General features: G+C 38.1%; 14 protein-coding genes. 9 read left to right on the top strand and 5 right to left on the bottom strand.

All coding sequences use genetic code 11. The features are described from left to right. Positions 1-7: 7 nt before the first annotated feature. The 5 genes from Q4534_RS11600 to purE all read left to right on the top strand — a co-directional run bounded on the left by Q4534_RS11600 (position 8) and on the right by purE (position 5,951). A complete protein-coding gene (locus Q4534_RS11600) occupies positions 8-1,615 on the top strand; it encodes a PepSY domain-containing protein (protein ID WP_303613340.1) in 1,608 nt (535 codons plus the stop codon). A 461-nt stretch (positions 1,616-2,076) separates the two neighbouring features. After that, positions 2,077-3,855 carry a MutS-related protein gene (locus Q4534_RS11595; protein WP_303613339.1) on the top strand — a complete coding sequence of 593 codons (1,779 nt, stop codon included), beginning with the start codon at positions 2,077-2,079 and terminating at the stop codon, positions 3,853-3,855. A 79-nt stretch (positions 3,856-3,934) separates the two neighbouring features. Beyond that, positions 3,935-4,087 carry a lmo0937 family membrane protein gene (locus Q4534_RS11590; protein ID WP_303613338.1) on the top strand — a complete coding sequence of 51 codons (153 nt, stop codon included), beginning with the start codon at positions 3,935-3,937 and terminating at the stop codon, positions 4,085-4,087. A gap of 206 nt (positions 4,088-4,293) precedes the next feature. Next, positions 4,294-5,433, top strand: a complete 1,140-nt coding sequence (locus Q4534_RS11585) for a 5-(carboxyamino)imidazole ribonucleotide synthase (RefSeq protein WP_303613337.1) — start codon at positions 4,294-4,296, stop codon at positions 5,431-5,433. After that, positions 5,430-5,951, top strand: a complete 522-nt coding sequence (gene purE, locus Q4534_RS11580; protein ID WP_303613336.1) for a 5-(carboxyamino)imidazole ribonucleotide mutase — start codon at positions 5,430-5,432, stop codon at positions 5,949-5,951. Before Q4534_RS11585 ends, purE begins: the two co-directional genes overlap by 4 nt. Before the next feature lie 130 nt (positions 5,952-6,081). Here purE and Q4534_RS11575 read toward each other — a convergent pair whose 3' ends face one another. Continuing rightward, positions 6,082-6,435 (bottom strand): DUF3127 domain-containing protein, encoded by a 354-nt coding sequence (locus Q4534_RS11575; protein ID WP_303613335.1) that lies wholly within the window; start codon positions 6,433-6,435, stop codon positions 6,082-6,084. Between the two features lie 585 nt (positions 6,436-7,020). Between Q4534_RS11575 and Q4534_RS11570 the strand changes: the two genes are divergently transcribed. Beyond that, positions 7,021-8,136 (top strand): MBL fold metallo-hydrolase, encoded by a 1,116-nt coding sequence (locus tag Q4534_RS11570; protein ID WP_303613334.1) that lies wholly within the window; start codon positions 7,021-7,023, stop codon positions 8,134-8,136. A 216-nt stretch (positions 8,137-8,352) separates the two neighbouring features. After that, complete coding sequence (locus Q4534_RS11565) at positions 8,353-10,152, top strand: hypothetical protein (RefSeq protein WP_303613333.1); 1,800 nt, start codon at positions 8,353-8,355, stop codon at positions 10,150-10,152. A gap of 41 nt (positions 10,153-10,193) precedes the next feature. On the opposite strand, the gene Q4534_RS11560 is transcribed toward Q4534_RS11565, so the two are convergent. Beyond that, a complete protein-coding gene (locus Q4534_RS11560) occupies positions 10,194-10,589 on the bottom strand; it encodes a VOC family protein (RefSeq protein ID WP_303613332.1) in 396 nt (131 codons plus the stop codon). Then, complete coding sequence (locus Q4534_RS11555; protein WP_303613331.1) at positions 10,586-11,089, bottom strand: ClbS/DfsB family four-helix bundle protein; 504 nt, start codon at positions 11,087-11,089, stop codon at positions 10,586-10,588. Before Q4534_RS11555 ends, Q4534_RS11560 begins: the two co-directional genes overlap by 4 nt. A 248-nt stretch (positions 11,090-11,337) precedes the next feature. Between Q4534_RS11555 and Q4534_RS11550 the strand changes: the two genes are divergently transcribed. Beyond that, a complete protein-coding gene (locus Q4534_RS11550) occupies positions 11,338-13,227 on the top strand; it encodes a mechanosensitive ion channel family protein (protein WP_303613330.1) in 1,890 nt (629 codons plus the stop codon). A 486-nt stretch (positions 13,228-13,713) separates the two neighbouring features. Continuing rightward, complete coding sequence (locus Q4534_RS11545; RefSeq protein WP_303613329.1) at positions 13,714-15,507, top strand: PAS domain S-box protein; 1,794 nt, start codon at positions 13,714-13,716, stop codon at positions 15,505-15,507. 187 nt (positions 15,508-15,694) lie between these two features. Here Q4534_RS11545 and msrA read toward each other — a convergent pair whose 3' ends face one another. Beyond that, complete coding sequence (gene msrA, locus Q4534_RS11540; protein ID WP_303613328.1) at positions 15,695-16,192, bottom strand: peptide-methionine (S)-S-oxide reductase MsrA; 498 nt, start codon at positions 16,190-16,192, stop codon at positions 15,695-15,697. Between the two features lie 147 nt (positions 16,193-16,339). Beyond that, the gene (locus tag Q4534_RS11535) at positions 16,340-17,551 is read right to left on the bottom strand and encodes a bifunctional alpha/beta hydrolase/OsmC family protein (protein ID WP_303613327.1); all 1,212 of its coding nucleotides are present in this window, start codon (positions 17,549-17,551) and stop codon (positions 16,340-16,342) included. Positions 17,552-18,115: the final 564 nt, after the last annotated feature.

The raw sequence follows: 18,115 nt of genomic DNA, 5'->3' as shown, positions 1-18,115 counted from the left end.
TTCAATCATGAGCAATAGGATATATAATATTCTTTTCCACACCCATACAATTTCCGGTATTTTCATCAGCATGGCACTGTATGTCATTTTCTTTGCCGGCTCCTTTTCATTTTTTAGGGATGAAATCAACAGTTGGGAAAGAAATGAGCCATTGGCAACTGGTTGGAAGTTAGAAGAAATGGATTTTGATAAGGTACTGGATAGTCTTGAAACCAAAGACAGTTTAATCAATAGGGACATCAGCTTCAATCAATATTATGATGAACAACGCTTGTCCTTGAATATTTCCCCACCAAAAAACGGCAAGCCAAAGGAATCAGGAAAGCGCAGAAGGGGTACTTTCAAATATTTAAATACCCAAGATTTAACCACTTATGATTACAAGGGCTCCTACTCTATTGGTGAATTTTTGTATCGATTACATTTTTTTGCCCAGCTAAACTTTTTTGGCCGATCGGGATATTTGCTGGCAGGACTAATTGCTTTCTTCTTTCTTTTTGCTGTGGTTACCGGGGTTTTGGTCCACTGGAAAAAGATAATAAGCAATTTTTTTATGTTCAGACCCAAAGCAAGTGTCAAAAACCTATGGACCGACGCCCATACTGCACTAGGTATATTAGGTCTTCCCTACCAATTTATTTTTGCACTGACAGGAGTTTACCTAATTGTAGGGCTGACAATCATGTCTCCGGGCATTGTAAAGTTTATTTATGAAGACAGTACTGAGAAGGCTTATGAAGCTTTCGGTTTCAACTCACCTGAGTATACGTTTAACGGAGAAACCTTATCTACAGATTATTCCATCAACCGCTTCCTCAATGAAACCAAAGAAAAATGGCCAAAGTTTGACATTCGCACTATTGAGATATACAATTATGGAGATCAAAACATGCATGTTGAATTTAAAGGAAAAGCAGATTTTGACACTAAATTTGCCAGTGCAGGCAGTATAACTTATAAAGTGGCCAGCGGAGAAGTGGTCAGTGAAATGAGCCCATTTGAGGAGGTACCTTATCTGGAAGGAGCTCGAGCAATCCTTCAAAGATTACATTTTGGAGATTTTGGTGGCATTGCTGTTAAACTGATTTACTTTATTTTAGGAATTGTCACCTGTTTTGTGATAATTTCCGGGGTAATGATTTGGTTGGTGGCCCGAGATAAAAAAAGTGTTTCTCCTGCCAAACGTAAGTTTAATGCTTGGTTGGTTTGGTTTTATTTGGCCGGATGCCTAAGCATGTACCCTGTAACAGCCCTTACTTTTGTAATGGTAAAAATAGGCCTTCAGGACCCCGGCATGGACAGGGTGTCATTTATTTTTCAAACCTATTTTTGGTCTTGGCTCTTGTTAACCTTGGTTTTCACTTTCCTTAAAAACAATGCTCTAACGAATAAGTGGACATTGATATTGGGTGGTGCAATGGGACTAATGGTTCCTTTAGCAAATGGATTGGTTACAGGAAATTGGCTCTGGATAAGTTGGGCCAATGATTTTTCAGATATTCTATTGATCGATGCTTTTTGGTTGTTTAGCTCAATCGGTACTTTGATCATAGGCTTAAAAATAAAGGTGGAAAAACCTGTTTCATTGAAAAGTGGAAAGATGATCCCTGCCTAAAAATTTGTTTGGATTGAAAAACCGCTTGATGGGTACCGGCAGTCAAATGTGCTGTGGGTACCCATATTTCTTATTTAGCATTGATAAAGGTACTAATCGATGGATGAATGCTAGGGACAATAATCATTTGGAATAGTTTCCTAGCTTGGCTCAATTGAAATTGCTCACTTTGTTTTAACTTTTTATACTACATTTATATTTTATTTACCAGAGCGATACTCGTAAAGTGATTTCAAAAATTTAATAGTTGATGCAGCCACAATGAAATTGCATTTAATAGTAGGGCAAAATATTAGAGTTTCACCACTATGGAAGGCCGTTTCCCACTTGAATATTCTTGAGGCTTAGGCTTTGGTAAAAGCTAAGGCAAAAAATGATCGAGTAAAGCAATGGTTTCGCTGGTAACAAAACAGTCATTGTCAATACGGAACTATCTTCCAAATGACCAAATATCTTAATACATGAACGCTGAATTTGACCTTTCTGATCCGGATAAAAAACTAGCAGCCATCCGGGACAAAGTACTTTTATTGTCTTTAGGACGCCTAGGACTTTTCTTAATAATGTTGGCCTTATTGATTGTAGGAATAACAGAAATTCACTGGCTACTCTTTCTGTTTTTCCCTGTGAGCTTTGTCTTTGTAAGCCTGATTTTAAAATTCAACAAAGAAAAAGACAGAGAAAGCTTTTACAAGGCAGTCAAGGAGATGCATGAAGAACGTGTTAATCGAAAGAATCGAAAACTGAAAGGTTTTGACACAGGAGCGGAATTTATTGACCCTATGCATCCCTTTGCAAGTGACTTGGATTTATTTGGTGATCATTCTTTGTTTCAAATGATCAATCATACGGTTAGCCGTGGAGGAAAGTCTCGTCTGGCTTCTTGGATGAAGTCTCCTTTGAAACCAAAAGAGGCTAAAGAAAAGGAAGCTGCCCTATTGGAACTACGTTCTAAAAAAGACTTTCTATTTGTTTTTGAAGCCTTTGGAAAGGCTTTTATGAAAAAAGACAATACTTCTGACGGTAAAGCCAGGTTTTATTCTTGGTTGAAGAAAAGCCTGCCATGGAAATCCTTGTATTTTATTCCCATGGTTCTTGGCCCACTTGTTGGGCTAATTGTTCTTTTTGGTGTATTGTATAACTTCTTTTCCACCGCCTATTTAAGTGTTTTTATCCTAGTGGGGATGGGGCTATTGGGTTTGATATTTAAACCTCTGATGGAGGCAATGAAATCCTTACCCAATGACAGTGATCTTAAAACCTTACAAGCTTGGGCAAAACTTCTCGAAAAGGAGCAATTTGAAAATCCATTGTTACTGAAGATTTTAAAGCCTGTCAAACAAAATGAGTTTTTGGCTTCAAAAGCCTTAAAACAGTTGGAAAACCTCACTTTTATGGTAGAGAACAGGACCAATTTGCTGTACCTAATTTTCAATATTCTATTTTGGGTTGATTTTTATGTTTTATACAGGCTAAAAAAATGGAATGAGATGGCCGGTCAAAACATGAGAGAATGGGAAGAGACCTTTGAAACTTGGGAGGCATTGGTTTCTATGGCTGCATTTATGCAAGAGGAAGACCTTAGTAGCCAAGTTGTTTGGGAGGAGGAACCTGTATTTTCTGCGGAAGGGCTCAGGCATCCACTGATAGTCCCTGAAACCTGTGTAGCCAATAATTTTAGTTTAGGAGAAAAAGAAAAGGTAGTATTGCTTACAGGGTCCAATATGTCAGGAAAAACCACTTTTATGCGAACCCTTGGAATAAATATGGTTTTGGCGGGCATGGGAATTCCACCTTTTGCAGATACTTTTAGGACAGGCCCTTTTTCATTGTATACAAGCATGAGAAATACCGACAGCCTAGGCGAAAGTGTAAGTTCATTTTACGCAGAATTGGCGAGGATCAAAGGAGTTTTAGAGAAGGCAGCTGCCGGAGAGCCCGTTTTTTATTTACTGGATGAAATCTTGAAAGGAACCAATACTGCAGATAGGGTACTTGGAAGTGAGGCGTTGATTAGGCAATTGGCACAGACCCAGGCAAAGGGCATCATATCTACGCATGATATTGAATTAAGCACATTGGAAAATCAGTTGTCCTTTTTGGTAAATTACAGTTTCCACCACGATATTCAAAAGGATGAAATCGTATTTGACTATACAATAAAGAAAGGTTCCTGCCCAAATTTTAATGCACAAAAGCTTATGGAACTGATGGGTATAGAGATCAACAAAGCTTTATAATATAGCGGCTTAATTCACTTTGGCATAAATATTGGTCTTATTGTATCAAATAAAACAACCATATTAAACCGAAACAACCATGAGTTCTTTATTGTATGTAATTGCAATTATTCTTGTAATAGGGTGGATTATAGGAGCCTTCGTCTATACTGTTGGAGGCCTTATACATATTTTACTGGTTTTGGCTGTTATAGCCATCTTGTTCCGTCTTATAGGTGGAAGGTCAGTTTAGCCTTCTGGATTTAGATATAGACTGGGGTTACCGAATGCGGTAGCCCTTTTTTGTTTCTTGTTAAATTTTTTTATCAATCGGTAAGCCGAGAGATCAATAGAATAAAATACCTGCAAAGATAAATTTAACTTGCCATGGCCTATCCCTGCAACATAATGGCGGAGATTCCTTAATTTTGTATTGATTCATAAAAAAATTACCATACTGTGCAGAAAAACTATCAGCAAAAGACCCTAGGAATTTTGGGTGGAGGACAATTGGGAAGGATGCTTATCCAATCTGCTATCAATTATAATCTTGAGGTGCATATTTTGGATCCTGATCCAAATGCACCCTGTAAATTCCTAAGCAATAAATTTGTAAATGGAGACTTGAAAGACTTTGATGCTGTTTATTCTTTTGGGAAAGATTGTGATGTCATTTCCATTGAGATAGAACATGTTAATACTGAGGCCCTATTCCAACTTGAAAAGGAAGGGGTAAAAGTTTTTCCTCAACCCCATATCATTGCCCTCATTCAAGACAAAAGGAGCCAAAAGCAATTTTATTTGGACCAGGGAATCCCTACTTCTCCATTTGTTCTTACAGAAAATAAAGAAGAGGTGATGAAGCAGGCGGCGTTTTTGCCGGCTGTAAATAAGTTGGGAAAAGAAGGTTATGATGGCCGTGGGGTACAAATGATGCGAAATGCGGATGATTTGGAAAAGGCTTTTGATGCCCCCGGATTGCTGGAAAAGTTAATAGATTTTGACAAGGAACTCGCAGTGATTGTGTCGCGGAATGAATCCGGAGAAGTGAAAAGCTTTCCCTCGGTGGAATGTGCCTTCCATCCTGAACATAACTTGGTAGAGTTTTTATTTTCACCGGCCGATATTAGTTCGACAGTGGACGCGAAAGCTAGAGCACTTGCTGAAGAGGTGATTCAAAAGCTTGACATGGTGGGTTTATTAGCCGTGGAGCTATTTTTGACCAAATCCGGTGAATTGCTAGTCAATGAAATTGCCCCTCGACCGCACAATAGCGGACATCATACTATTGAAGCCAATTTTACTTCACAATTTGAACAACATCTTAGGTCTGTGATGGGCATGCCATTGGGCGAGACAGGTTTGAGATGTCCTGCTGCTATGGTAAATTTGCTGGGAGAAGACGGCTATACAGGAGATGCCATTGTGGAAGGGATGGATGAAGCCATCAAAGAAAAGGGAGTTTACTTACATTTATATGGAAAGAAAATTACCAAGCCATTCAGGAAAATGGGTCATGTAACCCTTTTAGCGGAAGATGCCGGCTTATTGAAAGAAAAAGCAGATAGAATAAAAGAACTTATAAAGATTAAAGCATGACTGAGATAAAAGTTGGTATCATCATGGGCAGCCAATCCGACCTGCCAATAATGTCTGAAGCCGCCAAATTTTTAGAAGAAATGGAAGTAGGCTATGAATTGACCATTGTATCTGCGCATCGAACTCCCGTTCGAATGATAAACTACGCCCAAGAAGCCAAAAAGAGGGGCATAAAAGTAATCATTGCCGGTGCCGGAGGTGCAGCACATCTTCCGGGAATGGTTGCCTCCCTTACGAGCTTACCCGTTATTGGTGTGCCTGTAAAATCCTCTAATTCAATTGATGGTTGGGACAGTATTCTTTCGATCCTTCAAATGCCTTCAGGAATTCCCGTGGCTACGGTGGCATTAAACGGAGGGAAAAATGCGGGTATTTTAGCGACTTCTATCATTGGTGCCTACGATGAGGAAGTATCAAAAAATCTTGAGGAATTTAAACAATCTCTTTCAGAAAAAGTATTGGCCTCAGCCGAAAGAGTGGAAAAAATAGGTTGGAAAGCCACACTTAATTCAAAGTAATAGGCTTATGGAAACAAAAAAGTCGGATTCTATTTATTGAATCCGACTTTTTTTACCTCCGGCCAATGTCCACAAAATAACATTGAATAAGGTGGCATTGTGCTAAATATATATTCAGGTTTGATCGTTATTAGAAAGGCAATACATCTCCTTCACTCTCATCATTGAAAGTGGTGACATCAGGCATTTCATTCTTTGGGGCCGGAGCAGCATTTTGGGTGCTTGCATTATTTACTCGCCAAATTTTTACGTCAGTATACCAGCGACCATTAAATTCCCTGCTTTCTACCTCAATACTTGCCGTCAATTCTTGCCCTTGCTGAATGTTAAACTGGTCTATTTTATCCCCCCAGACAGTTAAACAAACTTTCTTTGGATACTGTCCTCCGGTTTCCAAAATATAGTCCCTTTTTCTCCATGTTCCGTTTCTACCATTTCCGGATTGTTCTTCTAATGCTTGTATGATTTTTCCTGATATCTCCATGTTGATTCTTTTTTAATGAAAAAACGAAGGTAATTAAATCCTCTTGGATTTTAAAACGAGATCTTGGAAGGGTAGAAAATACAATTGGGTAAATCGAAGGAGTTTTGGTGCTTTATATACGGATTAGGTAAGATAAGACCCTTATTAGGTTTCGGGTTAAAGGAACTTCCTATTTTTATTAATGCCAATATGAAAAAAAACTAAACCCGAATTGTTTTTAATCGTAACTTTAACTCTGTTTATGCAATAGAATTTCCCTAGTTTACGGGAAGGGTTGCAATCGAAAGAAAATCAGGCTGTTTATAGATTTTAGCATAGCATTGCTATGGTGAAATTGAAAATAGGGACGAAGTGGCTGATTTTGAGGTGATTTCAGGACGAAATAGAAAATCTATTGCCTATTTCGGGTTTAAAAATAACCAATACATTCCTAACCTTAAATCGCTATTTGATTAAACTAAATTTTATTTTCACCCCGGTTTTTCTGACCCTTGAGAGAAAACCCTTTCTTTTTGAAATAATCAAAGGTTTACGGTTCTATAGTTAGCAGTCTAAATGAGAACACTTAAAAAATTAATATACAGTATGATTACTATACTTATTTCAGTAATCGGCCTTCTTGTAATAGCGGGTATTTTGTTCATGCATTTCAGTCCGGAGTTTGGAGGAAAGCCTAGTGAAGAGGCATACAGTCTATATGCCAAATCCAAACATTTTAAGGAGGGGAAATTTGTAAACAATGGAAATGTGGAAATGGAAATGAGTGCTAGTGATATGTTCAAAGCCATTACCGGAATGATGAAGTCCATCCCAAACTCGATTCCCGGAGAGAATATAGAAACTGTAAAAATTGATTCCTTGGATATCGTTCAGTTTGGGTCTGAAACCCGTCTGGTTTGGTTTGGTCATTCTACCTTTTTATTACAAATAGATAACAAGATAATACTTATAGATCCAATGTTTGGAGATGTTCCTGCTCCCCATCCTCTTTTAGGAAACAACAGGTTTAGTAAGGAACTTCCCATTGATATAGAAAAGTTGCCATCAGTAGATGCGGTGTTTATTACCCATGACCATTATGATCATTTGGACTATGGCTCCATTCAAAAGTTAAAAGAAAAGGTCAAAAGATTTTATACCCCTTTGGGTGTAGGGGCACATTTGCAGGCCTGGGGTATTGATAAGGAAGACATTGTAGAGATGGACTGGTGGCAAGAAGAAAATTTTGAGGGATTGACTATTCGCTGTACCCCGGCCCAGCATTTTTCAGGAAGGGGGATTTCGGACAGGGCTCATACCTTATGGTCTTCTTGGATCATCCAATCCCCTACAGCCAATTTATTCTTTAGTGGGGACAGTGGGTATGCAGGGCATTTCAAAGAAATTGGAGAAAAATTCGGGCCTTTTGATCTGGCCTTGATGGAGTGTGGGCAGTACAATAAGTTGTGGCCAACTGTTCATATGTTTCCTGAGCAAACAGCAATGGCAGGTCAAGACGTAAAGGCTAAAACCATCATGCCGATTCACTGGGGTGCTTTCAAGTTGTCACATCACAGTTGGACAGACCCGGTGGAGCGGGTTTCTCAAAAAGCAAAAGTGCTGAATTTAAATGTCATTACACCAAGAATTGGGGAGCCCATAGTGCTGGATAATATTGTAGTTGCTCAACCTGATTGGTGGCAATTGTTGGGTAAAGAATAATCTAGGAATAATTATTGAAATTTAGCCCTTCTTGAACTAGGGCTTCAATACTACTCATATAACCATAAGCATCAGGAAGGTACAAACAATTATAAATAATTAGTATATTTGAAACCAAGACCCGAAGCGGTTATTTTTATTTACCCAACCCGATTCACCCAAGCGTGATAGCGTTTTTTACTTAGAATGGAGATGATAAGGTAAGCAAATAGTTTTATGACAGATTATTCCTCATTTAAGCATCCGATAACGCATACAGAAGATATCAGGACTGTTGCTGAAGTTGAATCCAATGCTCCTGTTTATAACCAATACTATATACTCCCGGAAGATTGTGAAAATGGAGATCATGTGGGGAAAGTAAATTTTTTATGGAGCCATCAGAAATTCTTCAACAGGAGGTGGGCAACTCGGATAGATGACACTTCTTACAGTTTCGAAATAAAGTCAGGAAATTCGGACCAAGCATTTTCGATTTCGTCCGGAGGGGAATTATTCATTTTAAATGCTTCCCTTTTTAAGGAGACAAGGTACCTAAGGGTGCGGATCAAACTATACGACTCCTATTTTCAAGATACCATCTGTAAGGTTTATAGAATACCTGTTCGAAATTGTGTTTACTTTGATAATGAAGTTAAAGACAAGGGGCAAGGCACACGAAAGCACCCCTACCGAAGGTGGAGAGATAACTTCTATGGTAGCAATCCGGCCATAAGCACCGGAAAAGCAGGAATGTTTTATTTGTGGAAAAGAGGGCAGCGGATAGAAGATTGGACGAAGGTCCAAAATCCGCTAATTAAAGGAAAGCTTCCTCCATACATTACTCTAGGAGCTTGGGGGAAAGGTACTAGGCCCATTATCGACGGGAGCAATAACAAAACCTCAGAACGATTTTGTGATGTTGGTGATGCCAGGTTAAATGGAACCTCAGTAACTGCGGCCACTAATCCGGAAGGAGTGGCTCACAATATCTGCATCATGGATATTGAAACGGAATTTGATGGAGAAGGAAGGTGGTACCCTTATCAGGTAGGGATGTATGGCAAAGGAAATAGGTTTATCCGGCTCAAATGCAGTACATGTCTGGAATGGGAGGATGGCTTTTTCTGGGTAAAAAACCATCCTGGAGCAGAAGCCTCCGGTTTTATTGAGGCCTTGTTTCAAGATATTGAAACCTATGATAGTAAATACAGGGCGATAAAGTTTGAAAGTGGAGGAATAAAAGGTCGAAATTTTCGCTGTTATACCTCGATTACGGATTCAGAAACTCCCCTATCTGCTGCCAATGCACCATTTGTTGACTTGAAGTATGCAGATCTACAGTGCCGAGACAATAGGAGAAGCTTAGGGATCCAAATTAGGGCAGAGGCACATTGTTATGAGTGGTTTTATTTAAAGGGTTATCAGGATGCGATGAATCCATTTCGGCACGTTGCTCACAATGGTCTGGATGCCAGTTTTGGAATAAAAAATTCCGGGTTCAAGCATATATTAATAGATGGGTGTACCCGGTTTATTTGCCAATCTGTAAACAATGGTTCGACAGACAAAAAGCCGGTCGGTATATATTTTAAATACATTGACGTGATGAACTCCTCAAGAGCCAAAGGGGGACTGACCATTGCTCAAGAGGCCAGGGATACCCTTATAGAAATGTGCAATTTGGGGGATTCACCGGGAATAGTGATTTTTCCGGACACTTCAGGCACAATAATAAGAAATTGTACCGTTCCGGGTAGAATTGATAGGCGGGCAGAAGCCACTATAATAAATACTGTTTTTGGTAGGTTGACAGGAATGGGTGGAGGGAAAATTATTTCCTCTGCAAGTCCTTTAAAGCCAGCATATTTTGTCAACATGGCAGAAGGGAATTACAGACCTGCTCATGGCTCCCCTTTGGTTGGAGCTGCTTCTCCGACAATAAATTTAGCCTATGATTTGGAGGGAAATGAGATGCGAAGCTTCCCAACCATCGGCTGTTATGAGCTTGCGCCTGACCCTGTGCCTGAGGAATAAGTCCATTGATCGTTCATTTGAAATTACATTTTACCTGAAAATTACTGACCTGTAATGGCTGTGCAAATCTCGATAATAATTCCATTGTGATCCTTTAGGTAACCTACTTTTTGCCCCCAAGGCTTTTCCTCGATTCCTTTGTATTCCAAAGCACCTGCTGCAATCGCTTTATTAAAATCCTCCTTGATATTTTCAGTGACAAAAGCAATCTCCATCGAATAAGGCTGTTCCTTTATAGAGGCTGGTTGAAAATCACTGCCAAAATTTGCTTTTCCCAATTCTTGAGAAGCAAAGGACAAGGTTGTTTCCCCGGAAATCAGTTCTCCATAATCGTTTTCGGGAGTTATGAATTTGATTTTGAAGCCAAATGCTTTTTCATAGAGCTCCAGTGTTTTTTGGACATCTTTTACATAGAAAATTGTGTAGCCGAATTTCATAAATTTTTCAAGGATTTTTTAATTAGTTTTGATGCCCAGTCGTAATGACTTGAAGAATTGGAGATAAGATAAGCTCCCAAGGAGGTGCTGCCTGTCCAATTGTATCGTTTTTTTTCAAATAGTTCCTCATTGGTATGTTGATTCATGATTTTATGGATCTTTTTATGAGAGTCACGTACCAAATCAATGGCTTCTTCCAATAGAAGATTTTCATTTTCTACTTGAATTTTCCGGTTGAGTTCAGGAAGGGTTTTCCAAGTATAGCCCTTGGCCGGTATATCGGGCTTCTGCCCTTTCATTCCTACCCTGTACCATTCCAGCATCATAAGGTGCCACTGGTGAAGGTGAGCCAAGACGTCTTTGATATCTCTGTTTAAAGTAAGAGGTGGAAAGGCTTGCCTTCTTTTTTCCTCAGGATAAGCATTCACTTCATCCATAAGTCTATCAAAATTCTTTTGACTTAAAAAGATGAGTTCGTCTTTTGATTGAGGCCTAGGCATTACATTTTCATTTTAGGTAAGCTTGCTTTCGGTAATAATTTGTGAGAGGAAGTATTGCGAATAGATCCATGAAAAGTTAAACCTTATTCTTTTTATAACCAAAAGATAAATGGATACCTGAAATTTACACCTCCTAAAATGTTTATAAAAATCAGTCAATCAATGGATTAAATGTTGCTTCTTGGTCGTGAAAATAAAGGTTTGAATTACACCGACTTTCACTATATTTATGGCTTATAAATACAACAATGGGGAAATTATCTCAATTCATATTATCGCTATTTTTCCATAGCTTCTTAGTGTTTAGCGCCCTTGGCCAAAACCTGGAGATTGATACTTTGTTACAAAACAAGGACTCAATTGATAATGCTGCCATGGAAGAGTTTAATAGGAAGTTGGCAGCTGTGGAGTTAGAAAGAAAGGTGGACTCCCTTAAAAAGGCTACCCTTGAAGCACAGCTTTTGGAACTAAAAACCACTGATAACCTTCAAAAAATTGATTTGATCCAACAACTGGAAGCGATCAAGGATAATGAAAAAAAGCGACTTTCCAATAAGGTAGCTCAAATTGATTCTTTAAGAGCTACTGCCAAAGGGTACCCTGTTTTAGGGGTTAAGAAAGATACGCTTTTTTTAATCTATTCCAAGATGGGGGCCGTTTCTCCGAAAGAGAGGGCCAATAGTGTATCCAATAAAATCAAGCAGCTTTATGATGATGATTTTTTAATAGATGATTCTATTAGAATATCTAAAGTAGAAGATACATATGACCTTATTTATAAGGATTTAATTATTGCCAGTATTTCAGAAAACGATGCCTTATGGTCCGGGAAATCAAAAGAGGAACTGGCTGAAAATTCCCTTCAAATTATTAAAGGGGCTATTGAGGAAGGCAGGGAGGAAAACAGTTGGTTAAAGTTATTGTCAAGGGTTGGTTTGGTAATCCTTGTGGTAATGATTGCTTGGTTTGCCATAGGCTTGATTTCAAAAGGCTATGACAAGCTTCTGTTGAAATTTGAGAGCAACAAAGATAAATTGCTACAGGATTTGTCCTATAAGAACTATACCTTCTTGAGTGTGGATCAAGAAACCCAAATTCTGTATTTTTTAATAAAGTTCTTGAAATGGTTTGTGTATTTTCTTTTGCTTTACATTACACTACCCATCATTTTCAGCATTTTTCCTTTTTCACGCGATTGGGCCAATACCCTCTTTTACCTCATTTGGGCTCCATTTAAAAGTCTATTGTTATCCATATGGAATTACCTTCCCAATCTTTTCACCATTTTGGTGACTTATTATGTAATGAAATATGTGATCAAGTTTGTGAAATATATCTTTAAAGAAATAGAGGCTGAGAAGCTGGTATTGTCCGGCTTCCATTCCGATTGGGCCATGCCTACATTTAGTATCGTCCAATTTTTGCTTTATGCTTTTATGTTTATCTTGATTTTTCCGCATTTACCGGGGTCTGATTCAGATATTTTTAAAGGTGTATCTGTTTTTGTAGGTGTTTTATTTTCACTGGGCTCTTCATCAGCTATAGCCAATATGGTAGCAGGCTTGGTGATTACCTATATGCGACCGTTTAAAATAGGGGATCGTATTAAAATTGACAATGTGACTGGAGATATCATTGAGAAAACCCTTCTAGTCACCCGTGTGCGAACAATTAAAAATGAAGTGATCACCATTCCAAATTCATCGGTACTTACAGAAAACACCACAAATTATAGCATAGAGGCAAAGGATAAGGGATTGGTGGTCCATACCACGGTAACCATAGGCTATGATGTCCCTTGGCCCAAGGTCCATCAAGTATTAATTGAGGCAGCCACTAAAACAGACATGATAATGGATGATCCCAAACCTTTTGTTTTACAAACGAGTTTGGAGGATTTTTATGTGGCCTATCAAATCAACGCTTATACCCGCGAGGCTAGTAAACAAGCACTTATTTACTCTAGTTTGCATCAAAATATCCAAGATGCATGCAATGAAAGTGATATAGAAATTTTATCACCACACTATAGGGCGGCAAGAGATGGTAACATGAGTACTATTCCTGCTGAATACCTTCCCAAAGATTATCAAGTTCCCCATTTTAATGTTAAACTTGATAAGGGAAATAAAAAATAATTGATCAAGAAGCCTTATTAGGCATTTAAATTATAGAAAAATTTTGATGTTTTTATAATCAGGGAAAGCTATGCAAATGGTTAGAATTTAAAGGATTATGCCTTTGAGTTGGCAAAGCTTACCAGCTTATTCTTTTGCTTAAATTTATTTCTTACCACCTAATATATAAATACTTTTTTATTTCTACTATAAACAATATATTAGCGATAGGTTGATAAAAATAGGCGCTATATAAGTCTGGATTTAGCAATTGGTCTCTTTTTGTATAGACATCTTGATTTAATAAGAAAATTTTTGCCATATTATATATATGGAACTACACTAGGATGTTGTTTTAGGTCGGCTCTCTGAATTTTAAAATGTTAATGCTTTCTGAAAAGGGCGCTAATGACAGTAAGGAATGGCTATTTGGGTTAATTTTCAGTATGAAGTTTGGTTTTGATTTAATTACGGCTGATATTTTAAATTTTCAAACAATGTACCCTAATGGATAAATATATTCTCAACAGTTCGAATGATGCTATTTTTGGATTAAGTTTATCCTGGGAGATAGATTATTGCAACAGGGCAGCATGTGACTTGTTTGGGTATAGTGAAGCGGAATTAATTGGAAAAAAATACACCGAGCTTTTTGAAAACCTCCATTCGTCTGAATTTGATAATTTGGTAGAAGCCTTACTGTTCAAAGAATCTGTAAGCCCATTGCGTACTGATTGCTGTAATAAAGAGGGCCTAAGCCAGGCGGTTTCAGTACAATATTCACCCATAAATAATGAGAAGGGTAAGATTATAGGTGTATCAAGCATTATTAGATTAATAAGCCAATATGAAAAAGCTACAAGCAAAGCCCAAGCTTTAATTGAAACAGCTCCGGATGCCATGGTGGTTGTCAATATGTCGGGGCAAATTGTGTTAATAAATGCCCAAACGGAAAGGCTTTTTGGATACAAAAAGGAGGAGCTTTTAGGTAAGGAGGTAGAACTTTTGATCCCTGATGAATTTGTAAAACACCATAGTGACCATCGCCGCAGATATGCTTCAACACCAAAAGTTAGGAATATGGGGAAAGGGATGGAGTTGTTTGGTAAAGACAAATCCGGAAAGAATTTTCCCGTTGAAATATCATTAAGTCCTTTAAATACAGGAACAGACGTTTTTATCTCTGCAGCCATTAGGGACATTACAGATCGTAAAAAAGCGGAGAATAAATTTAAAGGTTTGTTGGAAAGTGCCCCTGACGCAATGGTTATTGTTGGTAAAGAGGGTGAAATTCATTTGATCAATGAACAAACAGAAAATATATTCGGGTATAAGCGTACAGAGTTGGTAGGCAAAAAGGTAGAAGTATTGCTTCCAAGCCGGTTTCATAAAGCCCATCCTGGGCATAGAGACAATTTTTTTGCGCATCCTAAAATGCGACCAATGGGTGCCGGCCTAGAACTTTTAGGTTTGAGAAAAAATGGGGAAGAATTTCCCCTTGAAATATCCTTAAGCCCATTGGAAACAGAGGAGGGTGTGCTTGTCAGTGCTGCCATACGCGACATCACTGAAAGAAAGAAAGTAGAAAAATCTCTGGAAGTTTTTAATCAACAATTACAGAATAAAAACAAGGAGTTAGAGCAATTCGCCTATATTGCTTCTCATGACCTGCAAGAGCCTTTGCGCACAGTAATGAATTTCACCGGTCTATTGGAACGAGACCATAGCCAAGAACTTGGGGAGACAGGGAAAAAGTGCATGTCCTTTATTATGGATGCTACAAGTAGGATGAGTGAATTAATAAAAGGATTATTAGAGTATTCCCGAATCGGAGCCAATACTGAACAAAAAACGATTGATTGTAACGCAGTATTGGAAGAGATTCAAAAAGACTTAAACTCTTTGATAGAAGAAACCGGCACTAGTATCCAGGTGGAAAGGCTGCCTATTATTAAAGGTTATGCCATTGAAATTAGGCTCTTGTTTCAAAACCTTCTATCCAATGCAATTAAGTTTCGACTACCAAATGTGACTCCTAAAATTAAAGTGTTTGCTGAGGAACAGAAAGACTCTTGGATGTTTTGTGTTTCAGATAATGGTATAGGTATTTCCGAGGAATATCAAGATAAAATTTTCGTTATATTCCAGCGATTAAATCCAATGAACAATTATAAGGGAACAGGCATTGGCCTTGCACATTGCATGAAAATTGTAGCGTTGCATGGTGGGAAAATATGGGTTAAATCTGAAATCGAGAAGGGAAGTGATTTTTATTTCACCATACCCAAACCAATTGAATAGGAGACCAGGAAAACCACTATTTTACCACGATTTACTGCCCTATTCTTGAATAGAGCAACAACTGCTGGAACTTGCTTTACAAATAATTAAAATCAAACCTCATTTATTTTTTCCATATAAACATATCGGCGTTATACGCCTACAAAAAAACATGCCAAGCACAAGTTGGCATGTTTCCCCTAAGTAATTATTTCAGGTAGCTTTCTTCAAACCTTTCAAAATGGCAAGTATAGCCATTGGGATACCTCAATAGGTAATCTTGGTGCTCCGGTTCTGCCGGCCAAAATTCTTCGAAAGGTTCTAGGCTCGTGACAACCTTAGCATCCCATTTTTGGGAATCGTTGACAATTATTATCATTTCTTCAGCTTCTTTTTTCTCTGCTTCGTTTTGAAAAAAAATGGCTGATCGATAACTCGACCCCATGTCATTTCCTTGCCGGTCTAGGGTCGTAGGATTGTGGATCCGAAAGAAATAGTCCAATAAAGCGGTGAATGAAGTTTCCTCAGGATCATAAGTGATCTCTATACCTTCTGCATGACCGGGATGATTTCTATAGGTAGGGTTTTTATTTTCTCCGCCAAGATAGCCAACCTCTGTATCTTTTATCCCTTCTTGGGTCCGGAATAGGTCTTCCATGCCCCAAAAGCAACCTCCGGCCAAATAGGCCTTTTTAAGTTTTCCCATTTTGCTCCTTATTTTATTTTTTTTTTGATGCTTTTCATATATCAACCAAAGGGTAATTCCTTTTTGCCTTATGAAGGCTCAACGTATTTCCCGCAATTTTTGTGCGATTTTTTTAACATTATTCCCATTCATACCCTCCGGGTTTGGTTATTTTTTATTTGGCTCTCCCTTTATTTCGGTTTTAATTGTAGATGACTGTTGTAAAGTTTTATGTACAGGGCATTTGGCTGCAATAACCCTTAACCTTTCTTTTTGTTTCGTGTCCAAGTTGCCGACTAACTCTATGGACTTTGCAAAAACATCTTTATTCTCACCTTCAATCATTTCTTTACTGTGGTTAACATAAGTGTAAACCTCTTGGAGATCCCATTTTTTACGTTCTGCATACAGTTTTAGGGTCATTCCTGTACAGGCTGCCAAACCTGCGGATACCAACTCAAAAGGGGCCATACCAAAATCAAATCCTCCCACACTTTTGGGTTCATCTGCAATAATTCCGTGATTTTGAGTGTTGATATAGGTGGTGAAATTATCTTCTTTTAAATTTAAATGGCCCACCAATTGATGCTTGTTGGGGTTGGGTTTGTCAAAGGGTTTTAGGTCTATATATTTGGAAGCCCATGAACCAATCAGTTCACCCACATAAATACTATCCTCACTTTTAGTTAGGAGATGATTGGCATTGTCTAGGGAGACAAAACTTTTAGGATGTTTTGCTTTTTGATAGATTTCATGTGCATTGTTGATCGATACAATTTCATCTACAGGGGAATGCATGATTAGAATCGGCTTTCTTAGATTTTCGATGGTAGCCGGCAAATGGTGTTGTTTGAATCCATTGATAAATTCTCCACTAATGGTAAATTCGCGTCCACCAATCAAAACAGAAGCTTCTTCATCAGTAGCCAGATTTTTTGCCTGCCCTTCAAAGTGTTTTGTGACATGCTGCACATCAGCAGGAGTTCCAATGGTCACCACACCTTTTATATTGTCTAATTTAGACGCAGCCACTATTGCTGCTGCCCCGCCAAGGGAATGACCAATGAGTAGCGCAGGTGCTTGATAATGCTTGGTGATATAATCGTTGACAACCAATAAGTCATCTACATTGGCCTCAAAATGACTATTGGCAAAGTCTCCCCCACTTTTTCCTAGGCCTGTAAAATCAAACCTGACCACAGCAATGCCCTTATTGTTCAAGGCCTGCCCAATATTTCTTACTGCATTGAGCTGGCTCGTACAGGTAAAGCAATGGGCAAACAGAACAAATTGTTTGGGTTTTTGATGGTTAGGAAAATCGATCGACGTTGACAATTCATTTCCCTTTTTGTTTATTATTTTAATTCTATCTGTGTTCATTATATGTTAAGGTTAAAATCCAAATAACAGAAATATACCGTGGAAGATATAGACTGTGTTGAAGCATTATCATTGAAGCAAGCTATTGATTCAACCTTACAAACTTATTGATATTTATAGTTTATATGATAGGTTAAAATTCCTTAGCTGTTGGCAAAAATTCCTTTGGAGAAGATGTGATTGAATAAAATGAAAATAAAGCAATTTTCTTAAATGCTTGGTTTTGAAATTATCAACTAAAAGTAATTTAAATTGTTTATTTTATTATATTAGCAAAAGAAGGAGTTTATTCTTAAGCTCTTACTATTTGTTCTACTAAAACTTTTATTAGCCATGTCTATACTGTTTCCAATTCTTTACTTTGTATTCTACCTATTGATCCTTGGATTGTTGTGTTATTTGGTCTATAGCTGGGTCAATAAATTCATTGTTTTAAAAACAGAGCAAAATGAATTACTTAGAGAAATCGTAAAAAGGATGGATAAAAAAATGTAGTTTATTCACCTTTGTGAAAATGATTTGGCCCCGAATAAGCCTAAGCCTGCAGGAGAGCAGCCATACGAT

The organism is Cyclobacterium sp. 1_MG-2023, from assembly GCF_030546805.1.
In the GTDB taxonomy this organism is placed as follows: domain Bacteria; phylum Bacteroidota; class Bacteroidia; order Cytophagales; family Cyclobacteriaceae; genus Cyclobacterium.
The sequence above is the reverse complement of the archived record's forward strand: the minus strand, read 5'-3'. Positions and strand labels throughout refer to the sequence as shown.

Bases quoted from the DNA above. Each gene is read 5' to 3' on its own strand.
- Q4534_RS11600 (WP_303613340.1), top strand. From the start codon at position 8: ATGAGCAATAGGATATATAATATTCTTTTCCACACCCATACAATTTCC.
- Q4534_RS11595 (WP_303613339.1), top strand. From the start codon at position 2,077: ATGAACGCTGAATTTGACCTTTCTGATCCGGATAAAAAACTAGCAGCC.
- Q4534_RS11590 (WP_303613338.1), top strand. From the start codon at position 3,935: ATGAGTTCTTTATTGTATGTAATTGCAATTATTCTTGTAATAGGGTGG.
- purE (WP_303613336.1), top strand. From the start codon at position 5,430: ATGACTGAGATAAAAGTTGGTATCATCATGGGCAGCCAATCCGACCTG.
- Q4534_RS11575 (WP_303613335.1), bottom strand. From the start codon at position 6,435: ATGGAGATATCAGGAAAAATCATACAAGCATTAGAAGAACAATCCGGA.
- Q4534_RS11570 (WP_303613334.1), top strand. From the start codon at position 7,021: ATGATTACTATACTTATTTCAGTAATCGGCCTTCTTGTAATAGCGGGT.
- Q4534_RS11565 (WP_303613333.1), top strand. From the start codon at position 8,353: ATGACAGATTATTCCTCATTTAAGCATCCGATAACGCATACAGAAGAT.
- Q4534_RS11560 (WP_303613332.1), bottom strand. From the start codon at position 10,589: ATGAAATTCGGCTACACAATTTTCTATGTAAAAGATGTCCAAAAAACA.
- Q4534_RS11555 (WP_303613331.1), bottom strand. From the start codon at position 11,089: ATGCCTAGGCCTCAATCAAAAGACGAACTCATCTTTTTAAGTCAAAAG.
- Q4534_RS11550 (WP_303613330.1), top strand. From the start codon at position 11,338: ATGGGGAAATTATCTCAATTCATATTATCGCTATTTTTCCATAGCTTC.
- Q4534_RS11545 (WP_303613329.1), top strand. From the start codon at position 13,714: ATGGATAAATATATTCTCAACAGTTCGAATGATGCTATTTTTGGATTA.
- msrA (WP_303613328.1), bottom strand. From the start codon at position 16,192: ATGGGAAAACTTAAAAAGGCCTATTTGGCCGGAGGTTGCTTTTGGGGC.
- Q4534_RS11535 (WP_303613327.1), bottom strand. From the start codon at position 17,551: ATGAACACAGATAGAATTAAAATAATAAACAAAAAGGGAAATGAATTG.